Raw genomic sequence first — 26820 nt, forward strand, 5'->3', positions numbered from 1 at the left:
GCTTAACTTTTTGTTAAAAAGAGTGTAAAATTTTAGGTTAGATTGTATTTAATCATAGCGGGAGGAGGAAATGACTACAGGAGAAGAGTCCGAAAATAAGAATCTAGCGTACTATCGCAATTGTTTTTCTCAGATCGAGGTAGGCAATGTAGACAAGTATACAAAAAGAGTCAAAGCTCTATACCAGCCAATACTACTAATGTCTGTAATTGATTTAACTGCACAAGGTTTGATCGAGGAGAACAAGATTACGATTTCTGAGGAATTAATTAACACTTTCAACAAATACTTGTCTGTGCTGAGTCCTAATTCTTCCGAGGATGTGAGTTTGGCTATTGCGTTTTTTCATTTAAACAAGAAAAAGCCTCCTTTTTGGTACGTTAAATTTAACAAAGGATACGAAGGAAAGCGTGCTCAATCAATCACCACCTTAAAAAGAAATGTTGACAGTGCAAAACTGGACGAGGAACTATTTAATTTATTCCAAGATAGTAATGCCAGGAAAGAATTAATAGATGTACTGCTCTCGGTTTGGTTTTTATCTACAAATAAACAAATTGAAGATATTTTAAATATTAACCAGTTTTTTCAAGATTCAACATTGGATGAATTAGATACTATTGAATCTAGCAATACAGATAGACAACCAAAGGTGTATTTTAAAAAATCTGTTATTAGAGAGGCTTTTTTTCGTAAATCCGTCGTGCATTTGTATGATTACCGATGTGCTTTTTGTCGATTGAAAGTTAGACGTTCGCTTAGTCAAAGTATTGTAGATGGTGCACATATCAAGCCATTCTCTGAGTTTTATGATAATAGACCAGATAATGGGCTCTCACTCTGTAAAAATCATCATTGGGCATTCGATCGCGGATGGTTTGCTGTTGACGATCGTTATCAACTTATAGTTGATCGTGATTTACAAGAGGACTCACCACACGCTAGATTAATGAAAGAGTTTCACGGCGAACTTATTCTTTTGCCAAGTTCAGAGAAAGATTATCCGAGAAAAGATGCGCTTCAGTGGCATCGCAAAAATGTGTTTACATTAAATCAAAAGGGATATCTAGAAAATGAATGATTTACAACAAATGTCACTATTTCCGCCCCGCAATATTAGCGATTTAATGGCAGACATAGAAATTTTGAAAAAGGAAATTCAAGAGCTTTATTGTCAAGATGAACTCCCACTTGTAATCGGTTGGAGTGGCGGCAAAGATAGTTCGGCAGTCCTACAGCTTGTCTGGTATGCGATTGCAGAGTTACCAATTGAGAAACGCCACAAAAAAATTCATGTTTTAACAAATGATACGCTGGTAGAAAACCCTATAGTAGCTGCTGGAGTACATAATTCTCTAAAACGGATGAAAGTTGCAGCCCAAGAACAGGGAATGCCCATAGAAACTCATTTAACTTATCCAGCCGTTCAAGATACCTTTTGGGCGTGCTTAATAGGTAAAGGATACCCGGCACCTAGAAACCGATTTAGATGGTGTACGGAACGATTAAAAATACAACCAACCGGTTCTTTTATTCGTGAAATAATTAGAACTAGCGGCGAGGCAATTCTTGTTCTAGGTACTCGCAAGGCTGAAAGTGCTAAACGCGCCGCAAATATGGCTAAACATAGGGAGTGGCGGGTAAGCGAACGCCTTAATGCTAATCCCACTCGCCCTAACTCTTATATTTACCTTCCCATTGAAGACTGGCGAACAGATGAAGTCTGGCTTTACTTGATGCAGTGGGATAATCCGTGGGGAAATAACAATAAAGATTTGCTAACTATGTATCGAGGTGCGACAGCAGATAATGAATGTCCTCTAGTTGTTGATACTTCGACCCCTAGTTGTGGAAATTCTCGCTTTGGCTGCTGGGTTTGCACAATGGTAAGCCAAGATAAATCTATGGAGGCAATGATTCAAAACGATGAGGAAAAAGAATGGATGCAGCCTCTACTCGATATTCGCAACGAATTAGACATTCCAGACGATCACCCAAAAAGAGACTTCCGCCGCATCTACGGTAGAGTAGAACTGTTTGAACGCAACATGGGCGACGACACAACCTCCGTCGAACCCATCCCAGGGCCGTACACCAAATTCTGGCGAGAACACTGGCTGAGACGAGTCTTGGAAGCACAAACCCACATCCGCAAAACCGCACCCCTAGAAATGCGCGATATCACCTTAATTACCCCGGAAGAACTTAGCGAAATCCGCCGCATTTGGCTGGAAGAAAAGCATGAATTTGACGACTCTTTGCCCCGGATTTACGAAGAAGTCACGGGCGAACCTTTTGAAGATTCCCGTCCCGGCGCCGAAAGAAAACTCCTAGGTAGCGATGAATGGACTGTGATCGAAGACATTTGCAGCGAGGACAAAATGCACCTCGAATTGATGGCAAAACTCCTTGATACAGAACGCCAATACTACACGAAGCCCCGCCGTACAGGCATTTACGCCGATTTGGACAAATGCTTTGAAACCAGTTCGCGATCGAAGGAAGAAGCGATTGGCAACGCCCACTATCAACGCAATTTAAAAAAAGCGGTGGAAGATATAAAAGCAAATCCGACCGAAAATATTCAGCAATTCAAAGATGCGATCGCCCAAACCAACAGTTCCCCCAAAAACGATACCGTTGATATTGCCAAACTTAAAGAAGAACTCGAAAGCAACAGCAATCAAAGCAGACAGTTGTCTTGGGCGGATATTAAATTTTCACCGCCAAATTCAGGAGAGGAAAATAGCAAAGATTAGGTCAATAATGTCGATCGGGCGATCGGGCTTTGGGGCATCGGGCTAACCCGAAGATCCGCCGGGGATTGAAATCCCCGTCTCATAGCAAAAGTCGGTTAAAACCGACTGAAGGGCGAAATTCAACGATCGCCGATTTCAGTCCTCTCGATGGCACTTTGGGGCCTCGGGCTAACCCGAAGATCCGCCGGGGATTGAAATCCCCGTCTCATAGCAAAAGTCGGTTAAAACCGACTGAAGAACCAAATCAAACGATCGCCGATTTCAGTCCTCTTTAAGAGGACTTCAGCTATGAGACAGGGATTTCAATCCCTGTCGGACTCTCGGACTGTCTGATCGTCGGACTCGCCGATCGACCCCGATCGCACTCTCGGATTTGGTCACAAAATGATAAATTAACCTAAAAAATTAGGAGGAAAAATCTTTATGGCAATGTGGCGGCTGTACTATCATTTAGTTTGGGCAACAAAAGAGCGACAGCCTCTCATATCTCCCGCAAAAGAAACCGAACTTTACTCTTATATCACCGGCAAAGCAGACACCCTCAATTGCATCCTTCATGCGATCGGCGGCACAGAAAATCACATCCACTTAATAGTTTCCATTCCTCCGACACAATCGATCGCTGAATTCGTTAAAAATATTAAAGGTAGCAGCAGCCGTTATCTCAATCAAACTTTGCAAAATTCCAATAAATTTTCGTGGCAAGAAGGATACGGAGTATTTTCTTTAGGACAAAAACAACTAGACTCAGCAGTCGCTTATGTGATAAATCAAAAGGAACATCACTTGCAAAAAACCACAAATTCGCATTTAGAACAAATCACGGATCGAGACAATCCACCCACCCGGTGGCACTCGAATTCGGCAGAGAATTAATTGAAAAACATTGGCCGACTCTCCGACTCGCGGGTTCTCCAGCTATTGCGTTTACATCCAGACCAGCCGGGGATTGAAATCCCCGTCTCATAGCAAAAGTCGGTTAAAACCGACTGAAGGGCGAAATTCAACGATCGCCAACTTCAGTCCTCTCGATCGGACTTTGGGGCGATGGGGCTTACCCGAAGATCCGCCGGGATTGAAATCCCCGTCTCATAGCGAAAGTCGGTTAAAACCGACTAAAAACCCAGATTCAACAGTCACAAACTTCAGTCCTCTTCAGAGGACTTCAGCTATGAGACAGGGATTTCAATCCCTGTCGGACTCTCGGACTCACAGATCGACCCCGATCGACCAATCGAGTCGATCGGGCTTACCCGAAGATCCTAGGAGTGATTGAAATCCCCGTCTCATAGCAAAAGTCGGTTTTAACCGACTAAAAACCCAGATTCAACAGTCACAAACTTCAGTCCTCTTGAGAGGACTTTAGCTATGAGACAGGGATTTCAATCCCTGTCGGACTCTCGGATACGCCGATCGCACCCACCAACTTTCATCCCATCTCAACAACATCTACAATGCAATTCCTCGAACTCGTCCTCAAAAACTTCGGCCCCTATGCAGGCACTCAAACCATCAATCTCCGCCCCGAAAAAGACGGAAATCCCTGCCCAGTCATTTTATTTGGTGGCATGAATGGCGGCGGCAAAACCACCCTCATGGATGCCATTCGCCTCGCCCTCTACGGTGGCCGCGCCCAATGTTCCACCAGAGGCAATTTAAGCTACAGCGACTTTCTCAATCAATGCGTCAACCGCCACACACCCCCATTAGAAGATACCCGCGTCGAACTAACATTTGAACAAGTCCAAGATGACAAATTAGCTCAATTCAAAATAGTTAGATACTGGAAAAGATTAGATATCAAAGACAACCTAAGCATTCTCATATACAGCGAAATAGTCAGCGATTGGTGGTCGGACAAAGCAATTACTAACACCTGGGACGAATACATCGAAACCCTTTTGCCCGTCGGAATATCCAACCTATTTTTGTTTGACGGCGAACAAGTAAAAGAACTCGCAGAACTCGAAACACCGCCGGAGTTTGTCGTCGGGGCGATTAAATCTCTTTTAGGTTTAGAATTAGCAGAACGCCTCGCCGTCGATTTAGAAATTTTAGCCGGCCGCAAGCGGAAAGAAATTGCTGGCAAAAAAGACTTGGCTGCTTTAGAAAAAATCGAACAAACTTTTCAGAAAATTTCTGATGAAATAGAGTTAGCTAAGCAAGAACAAGCCAGCTTTAAAAACGAGTTAGATAAAGCTCAAAAAAATCAGCAACAAGCATCAGAAAAGTTTATTTATGAAGGCGGGAAAATTGCCGCCGATCGCAGTCAACTAGACAGACAGCTAAACGACTACAGAAATCAGGCAGACAAAAGCCGTCAAGCCATGATGGAATTGGCATCAAATACGCTACCACTAGCCTTAATTTCGCCTTTGCTAAGTGAAGCCAAAATTCAAGCAGAAACAGAAGCCAGCCAGCAGCAAGCAAAGATTGCCCAAAATGTTATCAAACAAAGAAGCGATCGCCTCCTCAACTATATCGCGGAAATCTCCTTAAATCCCCAACAGCTAGATAAAATTCAAGACTTCATCCGCCAAGAAAACCAAGAACTCGAACAGCAAGCGGGAACAGACGTTCCGCCCTGGATGAACGCCGACAACAACAGCATCCAGCAACTAGAAAACCTTCTTAGCTACCAAATCAAAGCCCAGCAAATTCTAGCCCGCGACCAAATAGAAGAAATCAAAAGCATCGAAGCAGAAATCGACTTTACAGACAGACAACTCGCAGCCGCAGCTTCCCCCGAAGCCTACGAAAAACTAGAAGAGGAAGTCAGGAAAGCCCAAAAAGCAGTTGCTATCGCAGCCGCAGCCTTGGAATCAGCAAACCGCCGCGTCGATGAATTAGAGAGAGAATTAGCCAAAAACCAAAAAGAACTAGAAAACTATAGCAGCGAATACATCACCATCAGAAACAGCCAACACGTCATCGCTTCGATCGCCAAAGCCCAAGCTACCCTGAAACTCTTTAAAGAAAAACTCACCCTCAAAAAACTCAACAAACTCGAAATAGAAATTACCGACTGTTTCCGCTACCTGTTGCACAAAACCGACCTCGTGCACAGAGTTGCGATCGACACTCAAACATTTAGCCTCTCCATTTACGATCCAGAAGGCAAACCGGTACCCAAACACCGACTTTCAGCCGGGGAAAAACAATTGCTGGCGATCGCCTTTTTGTGGGGATTAGCCCGAGTATCCGGGAGACAATTGCCAGTGGCGATCGACACTCCCTTGGGCCGCCTCGACTCTTCCCACAGAAACAACCTAGTGGAACGCTATTTTCCCTCGGCTAGCCACCAAGTCATCCTGCTTTCTACCGACACGGAAATTAGAAAAGTAGAATACGAAAAACTCCAAGAATTAGAGGCGATCGCCCACAGCTACCTCCTCAAATACGACTCCGCCAAACACCAAACCACCGTCGAAAAAGGTTACTTCTGGGAATAAAAATTCGCCCTAAAAAATAGCCGCAACCCCTTGACTTTGCCCTGGAGTTGCGGTAGTATGTATAGCATAATGGGATGGCTGCGAAAATTTTATTTTTGCCACCCTCCCATTATTAAGGATAAATCCTACTACAATCAAAATACCAAAAAAAACCGATTTAATCAAGTCGCGCCGTGTAAAAAAATGTTAATTATTTCCAGTTATCTAGAGGCTTTGCTTCTTCAATATTAACACTTTTTACAATATACCAAACAATCTCAAACTCATGGAACCACCACTCGATCGCATCCGCCTCTCCCAAACAGGCAAAGACCAACTATCAAAACTGAAACGATCGACCAAAATTGACCAGTGGAACATCCTGTGTCGGTGGGGATTTTGCCGATCGCTCGCCGAACCCAGCATCCCATCCCCAGTACCAATTCCCAGCGACAGCAACGTCGAATTAAGCTGGGATGTCTTCGGCGGCGACATGGCCGATATCTTGATAATTGCCCTCAAGCAGCGCTGTCACCAAGACAATTTAGGCACAGAAAAAGAAACTCTAGCCAAACAGTTTCGCCTGCACTTGCACCGAGGGATTGGTTATTTGGCCGGCGATCCGAATATTAAGAAAATCGAAGACTTGGTGGCGATCGCTTTATCGCCTGAAAAATTAAGAAATTAAACGAACCGCGAAGACGCAAAGGACGCGAAGGAAGAAGGGAAGAGAAGGGATGAGTTCACAATTTACTTCAGTAAAAGCGGGAAAAAATGACCTACCGGCCCTTGGCCTTCCCCAATATCCAAAGCATATTTGAGAGCAGTAGTCACATAATCCTTAGCCAATATCACCGCCGTAAACAAATCTTTACCCAAAGCCAAATTAGCAGCGATCGCAGCACTCAAAGTACAACCAGTCCCGTGAGTATTCCCAGTATCCACAGTCTCAGTCTTCAACACATCCAACCGCGTACCGTCAAACCAAACATCAATTCCCCGCAAATCTCCCGCCATCCCGCCGCCTTTCACCAAAACAGCTTTCGCACCCAAACGGTAAATCTGTTGCGCCGCCGCCCGCATATCGTCTAGAGAAACAATCTCTAAACCGCTCAAAATCTCAGCCTCAAACCGATTCGGAGTCACGACAGCAGCCAAAGGAATCAAAACATCCCGCAAAAACGCGATCGCCCCGTCATCAATCAATCGATCGCCCGATCGTGAAACCATCACCGGATCGACAACCAAATTCCCTATTCCCAAAGCTTTTACCTGTGAAGCCACCGCCGCCATAATTTCCCGATTCAGCAGCATCCCAGTCTTCACAGCATCCACCCCAATATCCCCCACTACCGCCTCAATTTGAGCCGCCACAGCCTCAGCAGACAAAGCATCAACTCGCATCACCCCCAAAGTATTTTGAGCCGTCACGCAAGTCAAAGCACTCGTACCGTGCACACAGTGAAACGCAAAAGTCCGCAAATCCGCCTGAATTCCGGCCCCGCCACCGCTATCAGAACCAGCCACAGTCAAAGCCACAGGAATCTTCGATTTAATCATCTTTTTTCAACCGCAGATAAACACAGACACATCCCAATAATATCTGGGTTCATCGTGGCACGGGCGTCCCGCCTGTGCTTCCGAAGGGGTTAAAATTCCCAAACAAAATTAGCTATGATTAAACCAAATGTAAAGAATTATTGCAAACAACTGTGAAAATCACCCGAATCGACCTCAACTCTTGGATCTTCCACATCGCAGGCAAAACCATCCTCGTCGATCCCTGGCTGGTCGATCCGCTGGTATTTTACGGTCAACCCTGGCTGTTCACCGCCTACCACAACACCCCCGTCGCCTTCACTCCCAGCAGCTTACCGCCGATCGACCTCATCCTAATTTCCCAAGGATTAGACGACCACTGTCACAGACCAACACTCGAACAGCTCGATCGCACAATTCCCGTGATCGCCTCACCCAGCGCCGCCAAAGTCCTCAGCAGTTTAGGCTACACCCATATCACATCTTTAGCAAATTGGCAAGAGCTAAATTTTAAAGAAAAGTTACAAATTACTGCCGTACCCGGAGCCGAAATCGGGCCCGGACAAGAAGAAAACGGCTATTTGCTCAAAGATTTAAGCAGCGGCGAGACACTTTATTACGAACCGCACCTGCCACCATTAGAAAAAGTCAAACAGAAAATAGACACAGTAGACGTAGCCATCGCCCCAGTCATCGGTCAAATCTTCCCATTCCTCGGACAAGTCATCATCGGCCCTTCTGAAGCCCTCAGCCTCGCCCAAACTCTCAAACCTCGGTTTTTTCTGCCTACAGCGGCGGGAGACATCCGAGCCACAGGCATTTTACCAATGTTAGTGCGATCGGTCGGCAGCATCCCCGAATTTCGCGATTTACTAGCAAAATCCGGCCTCTCCACCCAACTCCTCGAACCCGAACCAGGCCAAACCTTGGAGATTTTGGATTTGAGATTTTAGATTTTTGATTGGAGATGTTCGATTTGAGATTTTCTAGATTGGAGATTTGAGATTTTCTAGATTGGAGATTTGAGATTGGAGATTCAATCCAAAATCCAAAATCCAAAATCTCAAATCTAAAATCATCTTGGCGGGCGACGGTTACGCAAAAACTCAGGAATATCCAATCCCAAATCCTGCGGCGGTTTCGCTTTCGGATCAGGCGTCTGTTGAGCAGGAGTCGTCGGCCCAGTTGCAGCCCGCCAAGGAGCATTAACATTTTGCGTCCGCCCCGGAGTCGGAGGCGACGGAACTTCCCCCGAAAAACCAGTAGCGATCACAGTAATCTTAATTTCGCCCTGAAGCCGCTCGTCAATCACCGCTCCAAAAATAATATTGGCATTCGGATCGACAACCTCGTAAATCGTCTCAGCCGCCGCATTCACCTCGTGCAGCGTCATGTCAGTTCCGCCAGTGATGTTAAACACCACACCTCTAGCGCCCTCAATAGACGAAGCTTCCAGCAGAGGCGAAGAAATAGCCTGCATCGCAGCCTCCCTAGCCCGCGACTTGCCAGAACCCACGCCGATGCCCATCAAAGCCGAACCCGCATCCGCCATTACTGCCCGCACGTCAGCAAAGTCAACATTCACCAAACCGGGAATAGTAATAATGTCAGAAATACCCTGAACCCCTTGGCGCAGGATATCGTCAGCAACTCGGAAAGCTTCTTGCACCGGCATTTGTTCCGAAATCACAGACAGCAGCTTGTCGTTAGGAATCACGATCAGCGTATCCACCCGGGTTTGCAAAGCCGCAATCCCTTCCTCAGCTTGGCTGGTGCGCCGCCGTCCCTCAAATGTAAAAGGCCGCGTCACTATGCCCACAGTCAAGGCGCCCATTTCCTTAGCCACCTCAGCAACGATCGGAGCCGCGCCCGTGCCCGTACCGCCGCCCATGCCGGCGGTGATAAATACCAAATCCGCATGATTCAGAGCATTAGCAACCTCGTCGCGAGATTCCTCCGCAGCCTTTTGACCGATCGCCGGATTACCCCCCGCCCCCAAACCGCGCGTCAACTTCTGTCCGACTTGCAAGCGTTTCGGAGCATTTGAGAGAACCAGAGCTTGGGAATCTGTATTCACACACCAAAACTCGACACCAGAAACCTCGCTGGCAATCATCCGGTTAACGGCGTTGCCCCCACCACCGCCGACGCCAATTACTTTGATTTTGGCGGCACTGCTGGGCATTATGTCTTTGGGATTGACCATAGGATCGATATCAATACTATCTACATTTACATAACCAGACTTGCGTCTAAAGGGATTGGCGGAATCTGCAGCCACCGGAAAATTTTTTACTTCTTCCGAAGGGGGACTGTCTTGGTCAGACCCCTGTCTATTATTAAGCTTCATTAGAGTCGGGGATAGTAGATTACAGCTTGTTAACTAAACGCCAATTCACAATCAACTATAGGCTAAGTTGCGCGAAAAACTAACACTGGTCGATGCTTAATGTTAGCAATCTCGGATTTGGCCGACCTCGCTAGCCCAGACCTCGCTTGACGCCATCCAGGTACTTGACCGGATTAAGGCAGTTGTAAGCAAGGCAGAAGGAAAAAAAATGGATACTAGCCCCAGACGCGGAGTGCTAGCCAAAAACTGTGCTGATTTCAAGCCCTGCGTATCGATCCTGATGGGCAAAAATTCTGCCTATCGATCGATACCTTCTACCTTCTGTTGACAGAGAATCAATTCTGGGCGCGAGTGGGTGCGGGAGTGGAACTCTCCAAACTGGGGGGGAGTTCTGGTAAATGGACGATCGGCGAAGCAGGATTTTTCAAGTCAATGTAGGCTATTTTGCTTGAATCTAGCTGTTTTGGCAATTGTCGCATTCGGTCTAAAACCTTAAGTTGCTCCGCAGTCCTGGAACTGTACGGCCCTAAGTGTACGGTACCGATCTCTGTTTTCAAGATCAAGTTGTTCGGGTTTTGCCAATTAATCTCAAACACTTTCACCGTCAAGCCGCTGAGTCCTTGGTAAAACTTCGGCCAAGAGGCGCGATACTGTTCCAAAGACCCGATGACTTTTAAAGTGGGCAAAGAACGCTGAGGCTGCGTTCCCGGAATGCTGCCGGGCCCGATCGAACTATTCTGCGCTCGTACAGCAGTATAACTATCCGACGGCATCCAGCCTCCGCGAGCGTCCAGCCACCCCACTTTTTCCTTGTCACTGTTCGATCTCAACACCGCCGTCGGCTGCGCCACAGCCACCGGCAGGCGTTCTGCCACTTCTATAGTCAAACTCGGCGGAAACAAGTTACGAGTCACCTTCGCTTTGGCGATCGGCCCCGTTGACTCCAGCTTTTCGGCCAGCGCCTGTGGTTGAATCCCCCACAGCGACTGTGGGTAAGACAGCGGCACCAAAGACCGCACCGCCTTATCCGATAGCCACTGATTGCCCTCCACCTTCACTTGTTCCGATCGGGCAATTAACCAAGCCGGCTGAGCAATCCACCACAGCAAACCTCCAGCCATTGCGCTCGCTGCCAGCATTTGCCACACAACAGCGGCCAATCGAGCGCGCCTCTGCTGCCGCAACTTTTGGCGCCTGCGCCCTAAATCTGTTTGAGAAACCGCTCCAAAACTAGCCATCTACGTCTTGACAATATAGTAATTAAGGATTAGCACACATTCAAAACTGTTTAATCTCTCTCTGTTGAACCCTGTTTTCCCCTACCATTTAACCAGATCCAGGGAAATTTACCCAGACTCCTGACAATATCAGTAATATCACTGATCCCGCTCAGTAATAAAAAATTATTAATTAAAAATTCCCAATTTCAGCTCCGGGAAAATCCCTTGCCAGCTCAAGGTTCTTTGGGTATTTAGGGCATTACCCCACAGGCCAAAAGGTTACAAATCAAACTAAACTCAAGTAAAGAAAGTTTAGACTTTCGATTAACTTTTATTCGGCTTCCATTGTGATCGCACTCGAATTAGACAGATTCTATAAAGCCTGCAACCCCAGCAAGACCCTTGTTGCGGGAGACCCAGGGGATTATCAATACTACATTGATTTTGGTTCCGTGCGTGGCGGCAAAATCATTGAATCTTTACAGCGAACCATTACCCGCATCTCGCCTGACCAGCCAACCTGTCAGCTATTTACAGGACATATCGGGTGTGGCAAATCTACCGAATTATTTCGACTGAAAGCTGAGTTAGAACAAGAGGGTTTTTGCGTCGTTTACTTCGAGTCTTCCCAAGACTTAGACATGGGTGATGTAGACATCAGCGATATTTTGCTGAGCATTGCGCGCCAAGTCAGCGAAACTATGGAATCCGCTAAAATCAAACTCAGACCGAGCTATTTTACAAATCTGTTTGCAGAAGTGGCAGAATTTTTGCAGACTCCCATAGATTTGTCAGCGGAAGCGGAGTTATCTATAGGCATTGCTAAAGTTACGGCTAAAACTAAAGACTCTCCCAAACTGCGATCGCAACTCAGGCAATATCTCGAACCCCGCACCAACAGCATCTTGCAGTCCATCAACGAAGAACTCCTCAACAAAGCTAACGCTGAACTTAAGCACAAAGGGAAAAAAGGGCTCGCAGTCATCGTTGACAACCTCGATCGCCTCGATGCCTCCCTCAAACCCAGCGGACGCACCCAGCCAGAATACCTGTTTTTAGACCGTGGCGAACAGTTGAAAAAACTCAATTGCCATGTTGTCTACACGATTCCCCTGACTTTGATTTTTTCCAACGACTTCGGCCGCCTCGCCAGTCGATTTGGAGTCAAGCCCAAGGTGATGCCGATGGTACCCGTGCAAATGCGCTCGGGCGACGACCACCTTGAAGGAATGGCACTGCTGCGGCAGCTAGTATTAGCTAGAGCTTTCCCCGCAGTTGCTCCCCATCAACGCATTGATTTGATTTCCCAGGTGTTTGACTCTCCCGAAACTTTAGATCGGCTTTGTCGGATTAGTGGCGGTCACGTTCGCAATCTACTGATGCTTTTGTATAGCTGTTTGCAGCACGAAGACCCTCCCTTCTCTCGCGAATGCCTCGAAAGCGTCATTCAAGAATATCGCGATGACCTTTTGGGAGCCATCAATGACATGGAATGGGAATTGCTGTTTCAAGTCGTCAACCGACAAAGTGTAACCGGCGAAGAAGAGTCTCAAATCTTGTTGCGAAGTATGTTTGTCTTTGAATACCGCGATCAAGAAGGTCGTTGGTTTGGGATTAATCCAGCCCTAGCAGAAACCAGAAAATATAAGGAGTGGCTAGAGCGCTGTGAAGCAAAATAGTTGGGATTTTTGAGCTAGCTTCGTGACTCTAAGAACCCTTAACCATGAGGGACTTAGAAATTATTTAACTGAAAATTCATCGCTCACAACTCCGAAATCTTACCATCCAATACAGAAATCAGTCAGCGGTTTTTGCCACTGGCTGATTTCTGTTGAATGCTGGCTAGAGGCGGTGAATTTTATAGCCGTGTAAAACTTTGTCGCCACTAAGGACTTTGCCCACTCTCAACTCTCATATCTTCAATGCCAGGCCCCCTATGTCTGTTTTTACCTGTTGCTCTTAATTTCAACTAATCCCATCCCGGAGGACATTTTTTTTTCTGTTGTGCTAAATGCCTGCTACAGATATATCGGAGTAGTTTACTAATAGCTAGCCGTCGGTATGATCATGAACTTAGCGGTTGACTATTTAGGAGCGGTAGTCGTTTATATATAGTTTAATCAAAAAATCTAAGGTGACCTTAAATTTTTATTTGGAACTCTAGCATTCTCTGAGATTGAGAGGTATGATATCTTTACATTGGTTCTAATAAGTATGTAAGTATTGATAGGACAAGTACGGAAAACTACGTATTTATACAGAGATAAAGCGTCAGACCGAGACGGCTATGTCTAAGTAGATACGCTTTCAGTCACGATTGGCGAGCGTTACGTAATAGATTTATGCAAAAGAGGTGCACGCATGACCGATCTAATTAAGGTACAAGAAACTGCCAACTACAACGAGCGCTCGCTCAAAACTCTGGTCAGGTCAATCACAATGTCTCAACACCAATTCTCGCTAATTTTGGTGCGCTGCAACTACGAGCAGTTGCGGCAGAAAATAGCGCAGCGGCTGCGAGAAGTGTCCCCAGTTCCAATTCAAGATCTCGTCCTGCCAGCTTCAGTTAAAACCCTTTACACTACTCTGCAGGCAAGCACTTTCCAGGAGGGGTACTCGCCTGTCGGTGCCGCCTCGGCTTTGATGGTATTCGGTTTAGAAACAGTAGTAGCGATCGACGAACTGATGGCTTCTACCAATCAAGTGCGAGACGAATTTCGCAAAAATTTTTCCTGCCCGGTGATTTTGTGGGTAACAGATGACATCGTGACCAAAATGATTCGTCTGGCCCCGGATTTCAAAAGTTGGGCCGCCGCCACAATTAAATTTGAAATGGGCGTTGATGAATTAATTAATTTCCTCGCTAGGCGGGCCGATACTATATTTAAAATAGGCCAACTCAATCAAGAACTCGCCAGCAGCAACGTCAGTACCATTGCTAATTGTGAGACCTGCGAAACCCCGTGCGAAAAACGCGGCCTGGAGCGCGAAATCAGCCCTGGAGAACGCTTTATAACTTTTAACTCAGGGCCCCAAAACCGACGACAATCGGATGTCCACTCGTATTCGCCATTGAGTCCGGGCAATACCTTTGATTTGGCGATCGGCTCTTTGCCACGCCGAGAACTAGAATTAGCTTTAAGAGATTTACAAAATCGCGGTGAAGAATTAGAACCCGCCCTCAAAGCCAGCCTGCAATTCGTTCTCGGTCGAGATTACTATGTCAGCGATCAAACCGAAACTGCCTTAATTCACTACCAAGAAAGTTTAGTATTTTGGCAGCAGAAAACGGGAAACTGGGAACTGGAAAACTTGGAACATTCCGAAAACCCAGAAACCTTCTCCTCCTTGTCGAATCCTGTCCCCAAAATTTTATTTCTAGAGAGAGAAGGCATAGTGCTGTTTCACATAGCCCTGTGTCACCGCTTGCAAGCAGCCAGAAACCCGGTAGCCAACCGCCAGCACTGGGAACAAGCTTGGATTAGCCTGGAACAATCTAGAAACGCTTTCTCCCTTGCCTCACGCCCGGAATTGGTAGCTGAGGTGACAGCACACCTCGGAGAAGTGCTGCAGCGCCTGAAAGCTTGGGGAGAGTTGCAAGCATTAGCTGAAAATTCTTTGCAGTTGCACTTCACTTACGGTACTCCCAGCCAACTAGCTCAAGATTACGGCTTTTTGGCTGAAGTTGCCCTGCAACAATCGAGGTGGAGTCAAGCCCGCCAGCTAGCCGAGTTGGCTTTGGCGATTTTGGATCAAACGCCTAATGATTTGAGATTGCTGATTGAAGATTTGAGATTGGGGTTTGAGGGAAATTATCCAGAATTTCTGGGCCCTAACGAGCCAAGTAACGAACCCAAATCTAAAATCCAACATCCTAAATCGGACAGGAGTTCGTATCTTTTACTGTTAGCGCGAAGTTTGCGGCAGCTAGGCCAGTGGGAAGCGGCGGTTCATTCTTTGGAGTTGGCTCAATCTCAAAGCGAGCCGAAGTACGACCCCCGACTTTACATCGATATTTTGACGGAATTGCAAGCGGTTTATTTCGAGCAGGGAGAGTATCTTAAAGCGTTTCGGATTAAAAAAACCCAGCGTTCGATCGAATATCAATACGGATTTAGAGCTTTTATCGGAGCCAGCCAATTGCAGCAGCAGCGCCAAGCCGTCAATCCTTCAGGCCCCTCAGCTCAAAACCAAGCTGCCATCGCAGCGGAAATGACAGCTTACTCGCGCCAAACAGATATCAATAGCTTGCTAGAAAGAATTAGCAGGGACGACCATAAATTAACTATTATTCATGGGCCCAGCGGAGTTGGGAAAAGTTCTCTAGTCAATGCCGGCTTAGTACCAGCTTTGAAAAATATTACTGCGGGCGCGCGCGATACATTGCCCGTATTAGTCAAAGTTTACACCGACTGGCTGGTGGAGTTAGAAAATGCTTTGAACAGCGCACTGTACGACAAACAAGCCGAAGAGGAAAGTAAATTAATCTCGAAAGGACTACAGGAAATCAACAAAAAAAGTTGCTCAGTTATTCCTGCTCGCAGCTCGGAAGTCTCTTCTTTTATTATAGATCAGTTGCGCGAAAATGCCACAAATAATTTGTTGACTGTGCTGATTTTCGATCAATTTGAAGAGTTTTTCTTTGTTTCGACTTCAGTGGCACAAAGACAACTTTTTTATAATTTTTTGCGCTTGTTTTTGAATTTGCCTTATGTCAAGATAATTCTGTGCTTGCGCGAAGATTATTTGCACTACTTACTAGATTGCGATCGATTCCCAAATCTTGACGCTATTAACAATAATATTCTCGACAAAAGCATCCGCTACCAACTGCGGAGTTTTTCTATCAAAGACGCGCGGGCTGTCATCGGACACTTAACGGAACGGGCGGAATTTTATTTAGAGCCGGCACTGATCGATGCCTTCGTAGAAGATTTAGCAGACGAACTGCAAGAAGTGCGACCAATCGAATTGCAGGTAGTAGGAGCGCAACTGCAAGAAGAAGGTATTACCAGCCTAGCACAATACCAGCAATTGGGGGACAATCCCAAAGCAGAATTAGTAAAACGATCGCTCGAAAGAGTCATCTCTGACTGTGGCCTGGTTAACGAAGACGCAGCTTGGAAAATCTTGTTTTCCCTGACAGATGAAAGAGGCGTTCGGCTGATAAAAACCAAACACGAACTCTCGTTAGTTACAGGCCAGCAGCCAGCCGATGCCCGCGAAACCGAATTATCGGCGATCGGCAGAAACAGAATTTCCCTACAGCGACAGTTCGCAAAAGAGCCTGAAAGCCGACAAAAGAAAACCGACAACCTCGACTTAATTTTAGACATTTTAGTTGGTCACGGTTTGCTATTTCTGCTACGGGAAGCGCCCGAAGACCGCTATCAATTGGTACATGACTATTTAGTGCGACCGATCCGCCAAAGATTCGGCTTAGAAGCCAGACTGCACAAAGCAGAAGCAGACAAAAAAATGAGTCAAGCACAGCTCTACCGAGCCAATACTTTTCTCAAACAACTGCTGGGATTAGCAGTGATCGGCGTCATGCTGCTAACCAGTTCCACCATCGCCGCCGTAAACTTTTGGTGGCGGGCTGTGGGTCAAAAACAGCTAGCTGTCGCTCAAACTCAGCGAGCCGAAATCAGTACCCTGACTGCAGCTTCGGAAGCACTTTATTTCTCAAACAACAAATTTGACGCCATGATGGAAAGTTTGAGAGCTGGCAAAAAGTGGAAACAGATCGAACACTCCCAACAAATGTATACTCTTAAAGACACCGAAATTCTGATTTCTGCTGCCCTCCAGCAGGCAGTTTATGGAGTCAAAGAACGCAACCGCTTGGAAGGACACGGCGATGTAGTTTGGGGTCTTAGCTTCAGTCCAGACGGCGAAACAATAGCTTCTTCCAGTGTAGATAAAACCGTCAAACTTTGGCGACGCGACGGCAGTTTACTGGCAACTTTCAAAGGCCACACTAACAGCGTCTCCTCTGTCGCGTTCAGTCCAGACAACAAAATCATAGCCTCGGCAAGTTTAGATAAAACTGTAAAAATTTGGCAAACAGACGGCAGTTTGCTGGCAACTTTCAACGGGCATACTAATAGCGTTACCAGCGTTGCTTTTAGTCCTGACGGTCAAACGATCGCCAGTGGATCTACAGACAAAACTATCAAACTTTGGAAAACCGACGGCACGCTGCTGCGAACGATCGAACAATTTGCTCCCGTAAATTGGCTAAGCTTCAGCCGCGACGGCAAAATAATCGCTGTGGCAAGCGATGACGGTAGTGTGAAACTGTGGAGTTCTGACGGCAGGTTAATCGCTAATTTATGGCACAGCGAAAACAGACAACCCTCGAAAATTTACACCGTCAGTTTCTCCCCCGATGGTGAAACGATCGCCAGTGCGGGTGAAGATAAAACGGTGAAAATCTGGAGCATCGCTGCACTAAAACACCCAGCAACAGAAAATTCAACACAAGCAAAAAAAGGTGAACTGCTAACAACTTTGCGGGGACACAGCAAGTGGGTATTCGGTGTCAGTTTCTCCCCCGACGGTCAAACACTTGCTTCTGGAAGTGCAGACGGGACTGTCAAACTCTGGAGTCTTGCTGGTGTTGGCGACAAACGCCCAACCCATGCTAGCAACATTAAAGCAGAGAGTCGCTTACTGAGAACTTTTGAGGGACACGCCGATCGAGTTACTCAGGTGAGTTTTAGCCCGGAAGGCAAAACCTTGGCTTCAGCAAGTTTTGACAAAACTATCAGGCTGTGGCGACTTGATGACGTGCCGCTCAAAACCCTCGACGGACACCAAAACCGGGTGCAAAGCGTTACTTTCAGTCCCGACGGCCAAAGGCTGGCTTCTGCTTCTACCGACAACACTATCAAACTCTGGAGCCGCACGGGGGTTTTGCTGGAAACCTTGGAAGGACACACTCAGAGAGTCGCCAGCGTCAGTTTCAGCCCCGACGGCCAGCTACTTGCTTCTGGGAGTTACGACAAAACAGTGAAAGTCTGGAGTTTGACAGAAGATGGCATGAATAATATTCTCCCTTGTCCTTCGGCTCCCCTATTCCCGTGTTCGCCTTCTGTGCTGTTCACTCTCGACGGCCACGCCGACAGCGTGATGAGCGTGAGTTTTAGCCCCGACAGCGAGATTCTGGCTTCGGCGAGCAAGGATAAGACTGTGAAACTCTGGACTAGAAACGGCAGGTTGATTAAGACTTTGACGGGACACAAAGGCTGGGTGACTGGGGTGACTTTCAGTCCCGACGGCTCGATGCTGGCTTCTGCAAGCGATGATGGTACTGTAAAACTCTGGAATCGCGACGGTCGTTTGCTGAGAACTTTTGAAGGAGCTCACAACAGTTTTGTGTTGGGGGTTGCTTTTAGCCCTGACGGCAAAATGCTGGCTTCGGCGGGTTACGACAATTCTGTGAAATTGTGGAAGGTGGACGGGACTTTGGTGGCGACGCTGCTGAAGGGTTCTAGCGACAGCGTGACTAGCGTTGCTTTTAGCCCGGATGGTTTATTGGTTGCTTCGGGCAGTTACGATCATAAGGTGAAGCTGTGGAGCCGCAGCGGGACTTTGCTCAAAACTTTGACGGGTCACAAGGATAGCGTGATGAGCGTGAGTTTTAGCCCGGATGGGAAGGTTCTGGCTTCTGCTGGCCGGGATAATCGGGTGATTTTGTGGAATTTGGATCTTGACGATTTGCTGGTGAGGGGCTGCGACTGGGTGGGCGATTATCTGAGAACTAATCCTAATGTGAGCGATCGCGATCGGCGTCTCTGTGACGGGGTGGCGGCAAAACCTTAGTTTTAGTCATTTGACGGTTGACGGTTGACGGTTGAGTGTCCAAAACTTTCCTTGCCCGAACCCTTCCCGTTGGTCTCGGCTTCCTGTAAAGTAAATAATTGTAAAGAAATATGAGTTTTCTCTTATCCTCTGGTTAAGACCGCCAGCTAGCATTCACAATTAAGACCCGGATTATAAGTTCCTATGTCACAGCTTTTCCCGCGAAAATTTCTAGCCTCTGTTGCCGCATTTTTTCTGGCTTTGTCCGTGTGGACGATCGCACCTGCGGCCCACGCTTTCAATAATCCCGATTTGTTGCCGTCAACTCAGACGCCGATCATTGACTTAGCTAAAGCCCTTACGGATATTGAAGAAGAAAGTTTGGCAAAAAATTTAAAGGCATTTGAAGCCGAAACCGGCTGGAAACTGCGAGTGTTGACTCAGTACGATCGCACGCCCGGTTTGGCGGTCAAAAGTTATTGGGGGCTAGATGACAAGAGTGTGTTGCTAGTTGCTGACCCCCGAGGCGGCAATTTGCTTAATTTTAATGTGGGCGACTCGCTGTATCCACTGCTGCCGCGCACTTTTTGGGTGGAACTGCAAACCCGCTACGGTAATCAATTTTTTGTGCGGGACAATGGGGAAGATCGAGCGATTATTGAATCTTTGGAGTCGATACAGGGCTGTTTGCGTCAGGGCGGATGCCGCGTGGTTCCCGGTTTGCCGAGGGAACAGTGGGTTCTGACCTTAATTACGTCGGTGCTTGGCGGCGTCATCTGCGGGTTTGCGGCTCAACCTCGGAAGCCTGGACAGGTTGTGGCTTGGCAGTGGGCGCTGATTTTTTCGCCGCTGTGGGGCATTCTGTTTTTTGCTTTCGGACTTGGGCCTGTGGTGACTCGGACTTCTGACTGGTTGCCTGTGGTTCGCAATGTATCCGGTTTTGCGATCGGAGTTTTGGTGGCATTCCTGACTCCGGTGTTGGGCAAATCTTCTTCATCGTCGGAAACTTAGTTGTCAGTTGGCAGTTGCCAGTTGCCAGTCAACAGTCAAGAGTCATCAGTTATCAGTCAACAGTCATCAGTCAACAGTCAACAGTCAACAGTCAACAGTCAACAAATGACTAAAAGCTGGTAAGCTGATACCTGACAACTCACAGGCGACAGCTATCCAACAAATGGAATGGCACGTAAGCGATGCCCAGAGTCTGGGATTAATCGATAACGAAATTGGCGACCACGGTTTTTCAGCGGCGGAGTACGAAATAGTCCGCCGTGTGATTTATGCGACTGCTGATTTTGAGTACAAGTCTTTAATTAGTTTTTCCGATCAGGCTTTGCAGGCTGGGGCGGCGGCTTTGGCTGCTCGGACTACGATCGTGGTAGATGTGCCGATGGTGCAGGTAGGCATTACGCCCTTGATTCAAAGTACCTTTGCGAATCCGGTTTACTGTTCGATGGAGGCTTTGACACGCCCCCAAAAGGAAAGGACGCGGGCTGCTTGGGGGATTGAAACTTTGGCAAGACGCTATCCTGAAGGGATTTTTGTGGTGGGCCAGGCTCAAACTGCTTTGTCGGCGATCGTAGATTTAATTGAATCGGAGGAAATTCGACCGGCTTTGGTAATTGGGACTCCTTCTGGGTTTGTGGGGGTTGACGTGGCTAAGTCGCGGCTGCACGATTCGATGATTCCTCATATTCGGATTGAGGGCCGCAAGGGCTCTGCGGTGGTGGCTGTGGCTATTGTTAACGGGCTGGTGGATTTGGCTTGGCAAGCTTACGGCCAAGAGGGGAACAGTTGATGATTTTGTGTGCTACTGGCGCGGATGGGTGGGTGTAAAAAATATGGTGGTAATAAAGTGGCTAAATCTGTCTCTGAGCAAGACTTTGATTGCCACTTTCAGGGCTCGATAAGTCCCTAATTGAAGAGTGAATGAGCTAACAGCGCGGCTTGAGTTCGATCGCGCAAATTCAACCGACTCAAAATATTCGTAACATAGTTCTTTACCGTGTTTTCCGACAAAAATAAGGTTTGAGCAATTTCTCGGTTGTTCGCGCCCGAAGCTATTAAACGCAACACTTCTAATTCTCTGGGCGTGAGTTGCTCTAATTCTGGCGGAGAAACAACCGTTGGATTAGTTACAGCAGGAGTCATCAGGGCTTTTTCAAACAATCCGGGGCCGAGTTGCGTGTGTCCTTTATAAACAGCGCGAATCGCTAACGCAAGTTCCTCGGGTTCGGTATCTTTGAGCAGGTAGCCTTTTGCGCCAAGTCGCATTGCTTGGCTGACATATTCATCGTCATCAAATGTGGTTAAAACCAGCACTTTTGTATCGGGATAAGATTGGGCGATCGCCCCGGTTGCTGCTACGCCATCCATCACGGGCATCCGAATATCCATCAGCACAATGTCGGGGTGTAGAAGGGGAATTTGTGCGATAGCCTCCTGTCCGTTTTCAGCTTCACCAATTACCTGCATATCAGAATAGCATTCCAGGATACTCTTGATTCCCCGGCGAATAATATGGCGATCGTCCACTAGCAAAATCCGAATCATATCAAATCCGTTAGCATCGGAATAGTAATTTCGAGTTCACTGTTGACTGTTCACTGTTGACTGTTCACTGTTCACCGTCAACCGTCAACCGTCAACCGTCAACATCATTCCGGTGTTACCGGAAATGATATCATATCACAATCCTCGCATCAATTAGCGCGAGAAAAAAATCGCACTGCATTATCATTTATTCATTCTTTTAGAGAGGAACGAAAGTTTGTATAGATGCGGTTTCAACCGCTGATTTCTATATGTTTTGACAGGGCAAAGAAACCGAAATCCGGCAACCGTTTCCAGACTTGCTGTAAATCGCAAATTGACCGCCCGCTGCGGCCACTCGTTCGCGCATTCCCTGGAGTCCGAATCCAGTGGTATTTTGTGCAGGGTCGAAGCCTTTGCCGTTGTCAGCAATCGACAAATAAATCTGTCCTGCGTGTTGCTGCAACCCAACTGTCACCATCGTTGCATCAGCGTGTTTGTGAATATTTGTGAGCGATTCTTGCACAATTCTGTAAAGTGTTGTATTGATTTCCTGAGATAGCAGAACTGGTAAGCGAATCGAGTTGGAAACTTCGATCGCAGTCATGCGCTGAAAGTCTTGGAGAAGTTTGTCGATCGCACTTTCGAGCGACAATCCTTGCAAAGGATTTGATCGCAACACCGAAACAGATTTGCGAATTTCTAACAAAGCTTCCGAGCCGAGTTGTTTCGCCTGTTTCAGAAACTCCAGCGCTTTCTCATCCTCCGATTTCCAGAACAATAGTGCATTATTGAGCTGAATCGTTTGAGCCGCGAGGGTGTGTCCGAGTCCGTCATGGATTTCACGGGCAATCCGATTGCGTTCCTGCAAAGTTGCCTGGTCTTCAATTCGCAGTGCATAGTGGCGCAGTTGTTCGTGAGTTATGGCTAATTTATCGTGAGCGATTTCTAATTGCTCTCGGCTTTGGCGTTCCGCAATCAACGCATTAATTAACAATAAAGCGAACACTAATGTCAAGCCAAATAATAACACATTGCTAAATCGCCATTCCCAAACAGTTGCAATTACTTTTTCAGGTAAAATAGGTTTTAATAACAGTAGCGAACTATAGGAAAGCAGGGCTAAACCCAAGACTGTCACCTGCCCCGGCTGACGGAAAATCATACAACTACGCATCAGCAGCACGAGAAAAAGCAAAAAGCTCGATCGGCTAGATAACCCTTCCTGGACAATTGGCAGCAAAATCAAGCCAAATTCTAGGGCTGTAAATAAAACTTTTCTACCTAACCGAACTGTTGGCAAACGCAACCCGATCGCGCCGAAAAGTGCGATCGCGCCAACCCGTAACAGCAGCGACCAGAGCGACTGAAACGGATGCAGCACTTCCATCAATGCTGCCGTCGCCAGCAGCAGCCACTCCAAATAAAGCAACAAGCGAAAGGACGGATAGGTCAAGCGAATCATAGAACTTTTCCCCATCAAAAGCTGGAGCGATTCAAGCAAGGTCGCTGACCTAATTGTAGAAGGTATCTTGGAGTCAAAAAACACGTTACCCCCTTAGGTTCAGAAGGCCGAAGGCAACGCGCAGTGAATCGGGATTTAACGGATGAATGTTGAGGGAATTGGGAATGGGTCATCGGTCATTGGTCATTGAGCAATTCTCCCACTCTCCCACTCTCCCACTCTCCCACTCTCCCATTCTCCCGCTCTCCCGCGCTCCCCTTTTGCCATAACAGACAAGTTATGTGTAGCAGCTTAGCGAATCTGCCAACGATCACGCTAGAGCCTTTTAGACTGATTTTGGGTTTTGGGACTAGGAAAAAAGTCACAACCGCAAAGTGCTTTTTGACTGGTCAAGTTAGGAGTCTTGGGTCATGCGCTGGCTGATTTTAGCCGATAAGATTTGGTGGTGAAGGTTAATTAGGCGCAGTAAATCATGAAAAGAACAACGATCGCACGAGCATTTGTCCTCGTCGGTGCACTTTTGGTAGGCGGTTTGTCTGCTTGTACGCCATCTAAAGTCTCCGAAGCTACCCAACCTGACACGACGGCGACCAATCCAGTAAGTTCCGACCAAGCGAAGGCGGATTCTGCTTCCACTCAAACTGCTCAACCTGTCGCGGCGACTGCAACTCCAAGTTCAGCGCAACCGAAGGCAACGGATGCACAACGCGCACAGAAACGCGAGGAACTTCGCAAACAAGTCGAAGCGGAGTTGACTCCCGAGCAGGTACAACAGTTGGAAACTAAAGTCAAGGGAGGTGAAAAAATGCGGAAAGCTTTGTCCGAGCTAAATCTCACCGCCGAACAAAAGACAAAAATTAAAGGAATTCTCAAGGCTGCTTATCCTCGGGGGCAAAAGCAGTCTCAAACAAGCTCGCAATAACGTTCTGATTGGGCAACTTGCAGGGCGAAACTGATACAGGAGTTGCGCGGGTTCTCCGGCTTAGTCCACAAGAAAATTGATCTGTTGTGGAACAGGCATCTTGCCTGTTCTTGAGAAGAATACAGCATTTTTTAGCAAAGATAGAGGACACGGCAGTGCCGTTTCCCTACAGCGATTGAACGCTTGATGGGTGTATTTTATTAACGTGGAATCTGCTGTAAATGATACAAGATGTTAGTTAAAACTGAGATGTTGCTCACCTTTTGCACCATTGTCAATAAGCCTTTTATGAACAGGCAAGATGCCTGTTCCACAAGAAAATTTATCTTTTGTATAACAGGCCGGAAAGCCTGTTTTTGAGAAGAGTGCAAGATGTTAGTTACAAAGGAGGTTTGTGATGATCGAGGAAATTATTAGTGAAAGTCGGAATGGCACTCGCCCTAAACTTTCTGACGAAAATCTGAAGCTGAACGAGCAACCGACGCACAACGTTGAAATTGTTGGTGAAACTCCAAAAGACGCTCTCCCTGAAGTTTCTCAGGAAACTCCAACATTGCCGGAGAGCGAACCGGCGGAAAGTGTTGCAGCCAAACAACCGACGGAAAAGGTGCTGGCGAAAGGGCGAATTGCGCTGTTTCTGCTGGGGTTGCTGCTGGTGGGTGGGTTGGGATTTTTGGTTTGGGCCCGATCGACTGCTCCTAAAGCGGAAAAACCGAGCCGCAGCGGTAGACTCCAAGTGACTCCGGTGACAGTGGCAACAGTAACGAAAAAAACGGTTCCGATACAGTTGCAAGCGATCGGCAACGTGCAATCGAGTTCTACTGTCTCGGTGACAGCACAAGCTAGCGGGCGGATTACAGGAGTTTATTTCAAGAAAGGACAAGAAGTTAAGAAAGGACAACTGCTGTTTTCGATCGACGATCGCTCTCAAACTGCCTCGATCCAGCAAGCTCAAGGAATCGTAGCAAAAAGCCAAGCACAGGTGCAACAAGCCACAGCCAACCTTTCTAAAGACCAAGGAGTTGTCGAACAAGCTAGAGCAACCCTTGACAAAGACCGAGGAATGGTCGAGCAAGCCAAAGCCACCCTGGAAAAAGACCAAGGAATTGTCCAGCAAGCCAGAATGACTCTTGCTAAAGACAAAGGAGTCGTCGAACAAGCCAGAATGACTCTGGAAAAAGACCAAGGCGCTGTCAAGCAAGCGATCGCCACTTTGACCAAGGATCGAGCTCAAGCCCAATATGCCGCAGCCCAAAGTCAGCGGTATGCAGAGCTTTACAAACAAGGAGTAATCAGTCAAGACCAAGCCCAACAATACGCTACCAGCAGCCGAGCCGCTGCGGCAACGGTGGATCTTGACCAGCAAGCGATCGCCAATGCTGAGACGGCGGTGAAGAGCGATCGCATCGGGATTACCAATGCTGAGGCAGCCGTTAAAAGTGATGAAGTGGCGATCGCCAATGCTGAGACGGCGGTGAAAAGCGATCTAGTAGGGATTGAGAATGCTGAGACGGCGGTGAAAAGCGATTTAGTGGGGATTGACAATGCTCGGGCTGTCGTGGAAGGCGATCGGGCTGCGATCGAGGGTTCTCAAGCTGGGTTGAGTGCAGACGGCGGTGCCTTGAAAAATGCTCAGGTGCAATCATCCTATACCAAGGTCTATGCGCCGATCGACGGGCGTGCCGGAAATATTCTGGTGACAGTCGGCAATGTGGTGCAACCAAGCACCGACAAACCCTTGGTGACAATCTCCACAATTAATCCTATTCAAGTTGCCTTTTCCGTTCCTGAATCCAACCTCCCAGAAATCCAAAAATACGCGGATAACGGCAAACTTAAAGTTGATGTCACCTTTGCTGGAAACAATCGTCCGATATCGGGAACCTTGTCATTTGTGAACAATACGGTTGACAATGCCACTGGCTCAATTCAACTGATTGGCGACTTTAATAACGCAGATGGCAAACTTTTCCCCGGTCAATTTGTTAACACAACTCTAACATTAAGTCAACAACCTAATGCGATTGTTGTTCCCTCACAAGCTGTACAGACAGGGCCGAACGGACAATTCGTATTTGTCGCCCAAGAAGACGATACAGTGGAAAATGTGCCTGTAGTTGTCAGCAATACAATCAACGGCTTAACTGTCATCCAAAAAGGTCTGGATGCGGGTGATGAAGTTGTCACCGACGGACAAGCAAATCTGGTTGATGGTAGCAAGATTCGCATTAAAACCGCAGCGGATGCTAAAGATAATTCAGATACCACTAAAGGCAATAATAATTCAGACACATCTGGAGCCAAAGAAACTAATGTAAAATCTGGCGGCGACTCTAATTCATCGGGAAATAAGTCATGGAAATCGCGCAAGAATCCCTAGGGCGATCGTTCTGCTCAATTCTTCTTTCTGGCGGTGTACTCGTTACCAGGCTCCAGCCTGGTAATGCCGATCCGGAGGCTCTGCCTCCATTTTCCCAGGCGAGGCAGAGCCTCTGGATATGGATTCCCTGGCTGGAGCCTGGGAACCAGTCAATCGCGCAAGAATCCCTAGGGCGATCGTTCTGCTCAATTCTGCTATCTGGCGCTGTACTCGTTACCAGGCTGGAGCCTGGTAATGCCGATCCGGAGGCTCTGCCTCCATTTCCCAGGCGAGGCAGAGCCTCTGGATATGGATTCCCTGGCTGGAGCCTGGGAACCAGTCAAAGGCCCCATGCCCCATTACTCGTTACCAGGCTGGAGCCTGGTAATGCCGATCCGGAGGCTCTGCCTCCATTTCCCAGGCGAGGCAGAGCCTCT

General features: G+C 47.3%; 18 protein-coding genes. 13 read left to right on the forward strand and 5 right to left on the reverse strand.

Translation table 11 applies throughout. The features are described 5' to 3' along the window. Nucleotides 1-70 precede the first annotated feature (70 nt). From QUA04_RS07050 to dndE, 5 genes are all read left to right on the forward strand, one after another. On the forward strand, nucleotides 71-1081 hold the full coding sequence (locus QUA04_RS07050) for an HNH endonuclease (protein WP_333255150.1): 1011 nt from the start codon (nucleotides 71-73) through the stop codon (nucleotides 1079-1081). Then, on the forward strand, nucleotides 1074-2759 hold the full coding sequence (gene dndC, locus QUA04_RS07055) for a DNA phosphorothioation system sulfurtransferase DndC (protein ID WP_333255152.1): 1686 nt from the start codon (nucleotides 1074-1076) through the stop codon (nucleotides 2757-2759). Before QUA04_RS07050 ends, dndC begins: the two co-directional genes overlap by 8 nt. A gap of 423 nt (nucleotides 2760-3182) precedes the next feature. Further along, the gene (gene tnpA / locus QUA04_RS07060; RefSeq protein WP_333255154.1) at nucleotides 3183-3635 is read left to right on the forward strand and encodes an IS200/IS605 family transposase; all 453 of its coding nucleotides are present in this window, start codon (nucleotides 3183-3185) and stop codon (nucleotides 3633-3635) included. 578 nt (nucleotides 3636-4213) lie between these two features. Further along, nucleotides 4214-6211: a DNA sulfur modification protein DndD gene (gene dndD / locus QUA04_RS07065; RefSeq protein WP_333255156.1), complete on the forward strand. Its 1998-nt coding sequence runs from the start codon at nucleotides 4214-4216 to the stop codon at nucleotides 6209-6211. 265 nt (nucleotides 6212-6476) lie between these two features. Continuing rightward, entirely contained in the window at nucleotides 6477-6878 is a 402-nt protein-coding gene (gene dndE / locus QUA04_RS07070; protein WP_172191399.1) for a DNA sulfur modification protein DndE, read from the forward strand. A 62-nt stretch (nucleotides 6879-6940) separates the two neighbouring features. On the opposite strand, the gene thiD is transcribed toward dndE, so the two are convergent. Continuing rightward, on the reverse strand, nucleotides 6941-7750 hold the full coding sequence (gene thiD, locus QUA04_RS07075; protein ID WP_333255158.1) for a bifunctional hydroxymethylpyrimidine kinase/phosphomethylpyrimidine kinase: 810 nt from the start codon (nucleotides 7748-7750) through the stop codon (nucleotides 6941-6943). Nucleotides 7751-7902: 152 nt separating this feature from the next. Here thiD and QUA04_RS07080 point away from each other — a divergent pair, with 152 nt between their 5' ends. Beyond that, a complete protein-coding gene (locus tag QUA04_RS07080; RefSeq protein WP_333255160.1) occupies nucleotides 7903-8682 on the forward strand; it encodes an MBL fold metallo-hydrolase in 780 nt (259 codons plus the stop codon). 122 nt (nucleotides 8683-8804) lie between these two features. On the opposite strand, the gene ftsZ is transcribed toward QUA04_RS07080, so the two are convergent. Beyond that, nucleotides 8805-10079 (reverse strand): cell division protein FtsZ, encoded by a 1275-nt coding sequence (gene ftsZ / locus QUA04_RS07085; RefSeq protein ID WP_333255163.1) that lies wholly within the window; start codon nucleotides 10077-10079, stop codon nucleotides 8805-8807. A gap of 335 nt (nucleotides 10080-10414) precedes the next feature. Further along, nucleotides 10415-11317: an FtsQ-type POTRA domain-containing protein gene (locus QUA04_RS07090; protein ID WP_333255165.1), complete on the reverse strand. Its 903-nt coding sequence runs from the start codon at nucleotides 11315-11317 to the stop codon at nucleotides 10415-10417. Between the two features lie 329 nt (nucleotides 11318-11646). Here QUA04_RS07090 and QUA04_RS07095 point away from each other — a divergent pair, with 329 nt between their 5' ends. The 4 genes from QUA04_RS07095 to QUA04_RS07110 all read left to right on the forward strand — a co-directional run bounded on the left by QUA04_RS07095 (nucleotide 11647) and on the right by QUA04_RS07110 (nucleotide 20903). Further along, nucleotides 11647-12978, forward strand: coding sequence for an ATP-binding protein (locus QUA04_RS07095; protein WP_333255167.1), 1332 nt, complete (start codon nucleotides 11647-11649; stop codon nucleotides 12976-12978). Nucleotides 12979-13660: 682 nt separating this feature from the next. Further along, nucleotides 13661-19126 carry a WD40 domain-containing protein gene (locus QUA04_RS07100; RefSeq protein ID WP_333255169.1) on the forward strand — a complete coding sequence of 1822 codons (5466 nt, stop codon included), beginning with the start codon at nucleotides 13661-13663 and terminating at the stop codon, nucleotides 19124-19126. 183 nt (nucleotides 19127-19309) lie between these two features. Next, entirely contained in the window at nucleotides 19310-20116 is an 807-nt protein-coding gene (locus QUA04_RS07105) for a TPM domain-containing protein (protein ID WP_333255171.1), read from the forward strand. 163 nt (nucleotides 20117-20279) lie between these two features. Beyond that, complete coding sequence (locus QUA04_RS07110; protein WP_015179019.1) at nucleotides 20280-20903, forward strand: precorrin-8X methylmutase; 624 nt, start codon at nucleotides 20280-20282, stop codon at nucleotides 20901-20903. A 116-nt stretch (nucleotides 20904-21019) separates the two neighbouring features. On the opposite strand, the gene QUA04_RS07115 is transcribed toward QUA04_RS07110, so the two are convergent. Both QUA04_RS07115 and QUA04_RS07120 read right to left on the reverse strand, forming a co-directional pair. Continuing rightward, the gene (locus QUA04_RS07115) at nucleotides 21020-21658 is read right to left on the reverse strand and encodes a response regulator transcription factor (protein ID WP_333255173.1); all 639 of its coding nucleotides are present in this window, start codon (nucleotides 21656-21658) and stop codon (nucleotides 21020-21022) included. Between the two features lie 247 nt (nucleotides 21659-21905). After that, nucleotides 21906-23102, reverse strand: a complete 1197-nt coding sequence (locus tag QUA04_RS07120; RefSeq protein WP_333255176.1) for a sensor histidine kinase — start codon at nucleotides 23100-23102, stop codon at nucleotides 21906-21908. Nucleotides 23103-23574: 472 nt separating this feature from the next. On the opposite strand from QUA04_RS07120, the gene QUA04_RS07125 reads away from it, so the two are divergent. The 3 genes from QUA04_RS07125 to QUA04_RS07135 form a co-directional block, all read left to right on the forward strand. Next, nucleotides 23575-24024, forward strand: coding sequence for a hypothetical protein (locus QUA04_RS07125; RefSeq protein WP_333255178.1), 450 nt, complete (start codon nucleotides 23575-23577; stop codon nucleotides 24022-24024). Nucleotides 24025-24421: 397 nt separating this feature from the next. Continuing rightward, the gene (locus tag QUA04_RS07130; protein ID WP_333255180.1) at nucleotides 24422-26404 is read left to right on the forward strand and encodes an efflux RND transporter periplasmic adaptor subunit; all 1983 of its coding nucleotides are present in this window, start codon (nucleotides 24422-24424) and stop codon (nucleotides 26402-26404) included. Next, the coding region (locus tag QUA04_RS07135; protein WP_333255182.1) for a hypothetical protein at nucleotides 26380-26820 on the forward strand (441 nt) is incomplete at its 3' end. The genes QUA04_RS07130 and QUA04_RS07135, both read left to right, overlap by 25 nt.

Source organism: Microcoleus sp. S13_C5 (assembly GCF_036700845.1).
GTDB lineage: Bacteria > Cyanobacteriota > Cyanobacteriia > Cyanobacteriales > Microcoleaceae > Microcoleus.

What these genes read in the sequence shown, in the direction of transcription:
- dndE (WP_172191399.1), top strand. Translation starts at nt 6,477, where the DNA reads ATGGAACCACCACTCGATCGCATCCGCCTCTCCCAAACAGGCAAAGAC.
- thiD (WP_333255158.1), bottom strand. Translation starts at nt 7,750, where the DNA reads ATGATTAAATCGAAGATTCCTGTGGCTTTGACTGTGGCTGGTTCTGAT.
- QUA04_RS07050 (WP_333255150.1), top strand. Translation starts at nt 71, where the DNA reads ATGACTACAGGAGAAGAGTCCGAAAATAAGAATCTAGCGTACTATCGC.
- QUA04_RS07100 (WP_333255169.1), top strand. Translation starts at nt 13,661, where the DNA reads ATGACCGATCTAATTAAGGTACAAGAAACTGCCAACTACAACGAGCGC.
- QUA04_RS07090 (WP_333255165.1), bottom strand. Translation starts at nt 11,317, where the DNA reads ATGGCTAGTTTTGGAGCGGTTTCTCAAACAGATTTAGGGCGCAGGCGC.
- ftsZ (WP_333255163.1), bottom strand. Translation starts at nt 10,079, where the DNA reads ATGAAGCTTAATAATAGACAGGGGTCTGACCAAGACAGTCCCCCTTCG.
- QUA04_RS07105 (WP_333255171.1), top strand. Translation starts at nt 19,310, where the DNA reads ATGTCACAGCTTTTCCCGCGAAAATTTCTAGCCTCTGTTGCCGCATTT.
- QUA04_RS07110 (WP_015179019.1), top strand. Translation starts at nt 20,280, where the DNA reads ATGGAATGGCACGTAAGCGATGCCCAGAGTCTGGGATTAATCGATAAC.
- QUA04_RS07115 (WP_333255173.1), bottom strand. Translation starts at nt 21,658, where the DNA reads ATGATTCGGATTTTGCTAGTGGACGATCGCCATATTATTCGCCGGGGA.
- QUA04_RS07130 (WP_333255180.1), top strand. Translation starts at nt 24,422, where the DNA reads ATGATCGAGGAAATTATTAGTGAAAGTCGGAATGGCACTCGCCCTAAA.
- dndD (WP_333255156.1), top strand. Translation starts at nt 4,214, where the DNA reads ATGCAATTCCTCGAACTCGTCCTCAAAAACTTCGGCCCCTATGCAGGC.
- tnpA (WP_333255154.1), top strand. Translation starts at nt 3,183, where the DNA reads ATGGCAATGTGGCGGCTGTACTATCATTTAGTTTGGGCAACAAAAGAG.
- QUA04_RS07120 (WP_333255176.1), bottom strand. Translation starts at nt 23,102, where the DNA reads ATGATTCGCTTGACCTATCCGTCCTTTCGCTTGTTGCTTTATTTGGAG.
- QUA04_RS07125 (WP_333255178.1), top strand. Translation starts at nt 23,575, where the DNA reads ATGAAAAGAACAACGATCGCACGAGCATTTGTCCTCGTCGGTGCACTT.
- dndC (WP_333255152.1), top strand. Translation starts at nt 1,074, where the DNA reads ATGAATGATTTACAACAAATGTCACTATTTCCGCCCCGCAATATTAGC.